Origin of the sequence: Pedobacter arcticus A12, from assembly GCF_000302595.1 — a bacterium.
GTDB classification, from domain to species: domain Bacteria; phylum Bacteroidota; class Bacteroidia; order Sphingobacteriales; family Sphingobacteriaceae; genus Pseudopedobacter; species Pseudopedobacter arcticus.
Window position 1 is genome coordinate 1 of the sequence record NZ_AKZJ01000019.1, and the last position, 2,077, is coordinate 2,077.

General features: G+C 37.2%; 1 protein-coding gene. It reads left to right on the forward strand.

The window, feature by feature from the left end; translation table 11 throughout:
- The first annotated feature begins 643 nt into the window (after positions 1–643).
- Positions 644–1,768, forward strand: coding sequence for a glycosyltransferase family 4 protein (locus tag B176_RS0101355; protein WP_017256974.1), 1,125 nt, complete (start codon positions 644–646; stop codon positions 1,766–1,768).
- Positions 1,769–2,077 lie beyond the last annotated feature (309 nt).

The following is a 2,077-nucleotide window of genomic DNA, read 5'->3' on the forward strand; positions in this document are numbered from 1 at the left end:
ACAGCTCCACGCTCTTATCCAGCACTTCAGCTTCGCGATGACGGTTAAGAGGAAGCAAAACTAAGGACAGGTTTACCGTCCCGATAGCTATCCAAGGCGGAGTTTATCGGTTAGGAATGGGGTTACTTTACCGTTATGGACTTTAGTTGAGGAATTATGTAGAGCCGGCCTCTGAATATTTAGATTGGAGCCCGATAAATCTTTCGAAGTTCTTTAAATCGCACCTAATTTATGAGATTTAATAACTGGAAAATCACCTAGTTCTTACAAATTGGTTAAATTACACCAATCTAAGTTTCGATGATTTTAAACTTTAACTAGTTAGAAAAAAAAGACACTTTAAAATTAGTTGCTTTTTTTTGATATTTTGGATCGCGAACCAGAGTAGCTTTATCCTTTTTCTTTGATTCTCACGTCAGTAAAACAGGAATTTTCATGCTGAACGGACTGCAATGGGAGTGCGTAGAACTAAGTTTTGAACCTCCCCAGAATGAGGAAAAGCACCTCTTTAGCGTTTAAATATTAAAACGGTACAGCTAGCTGAGTCGAAGGAATAGAAGTAAAGGAAGAGAAAGCCTATTAAATTGAGCCGATAGGTAATAGGCGTTGAGTTAAGTCTGAATTGGATTTTTGAAATGAATGAATGAAAAAAATTTTTATAATTAACCCTTGGACAGGTAGGATAGGACCAAACACTTTTGTTGAGGGCTTTATTAGAACATGTTTAGCCAAAAAATTTGACGTTACCGTATTATATCCATGCCCAGATTCTATCTCCGAAAATCTGTCCAAATTAGGTTGCAAATTTCAGTATTTGAGATTTTTGAAGCTAAATTATGCACCTAATGCTTTGCTTACCAAGATGATCTATCGCGTGTTTGTAGAGCTTATTTTGCTTTTTATGCTCCCCTTTTACACGTTTAGAAAGAATTACAGCTTGGTACTGGTTAATTCAGAGATATTTGTTTTTGCTTTAAACCTGCTTTCTTTAACGCAGAAGATTACAGTGATGGTGCATTCGCTGTCTTTTAATTCAAGAGGTTTTTTTGGCACAATTGTTCTCAAAATTCAACAGCCAGCAATATCAAATTACATAGCAGTCTCCAACATCGTTAAGCAACTGCTTATAGCGAAGGGAATCAAGAAACCAATTTTCATGGTTTACAATGGTATCAGGACAAACAAAGAAGAAATAGTTTGTAATCGCAACGCAAATAGGGGTGTAGAAATTTTATCGGTTATTCATGCTTTTCCGCATAAAGGTGCTCACCTACTAATTGATACCCTTGCTGAGTTAAACAAAAGGAGTGTAAAATTTCATATTACGGTGCTGGGCTGGAGTAGCTCAAATTGTGATAGTGCATATAAAAGAAGTATAGAAAATGAGGTTGAAACGAAGGGTTTATCAAGTTTGATAACTTTTAAACATCCGGTAGACCAAATATCAATAGCGTATAATAACTCCGATATTTTATTTCATCCGTCTAAGAGTGAATCTTTCGGATATACTTTAGTAGAGGCGATGTCATTCGGATTACCAGTGGTTGCTTTTAACGCTGGAGGTATTCCAGAAGTTGTATCAAACGGTGTTTCGGGAATATTGATTGATCCCTACAATATCAATAAGATGGCAGATGCAATTGTTTATTTGATTAATAACAAAGAAGAACGAGAGCGAATGGGGCATGCGGGAAGGCTGATTGTTGAAGAAAAATTTGATATTGATGTAAACACTTCAATCTTTTTACGAAACCTAGGTCTAGAATAATAACCTGCGGGTTTCTTTGTGATCAGTGTTGTTGACCCTACTTTTATGTCCAAGCAGGGTCTGTTGCAGACGACCCTGCTTTTGTATAGATTCTCTATGATTGATATTATTCCCCATACACTACCCTCCTTTACCCGTCATTGTGATGAGCGAAGCGTTGGCCTCTGCGCTAGGGCGAAGTAACAATCTGTTGCTTAATAGCTTCTTGCTTGATTTCCGGGTTATTTTTCTTTGGGGAGTTGTTCTTTGAATTATAATCTTCCCGCCTCATTGCCGGCGGAAGGGCTATTACTTTTTTCATTTTTAGTT

Coding starts and splice junctions, on each gene's coding strand:
- B176_RS0101355 (WP_017256974.1), top strand. CDS start 644: ATGAAAAAAATTTTTATAATTAACCCTTGGACAGGTAGGATAGGACCA.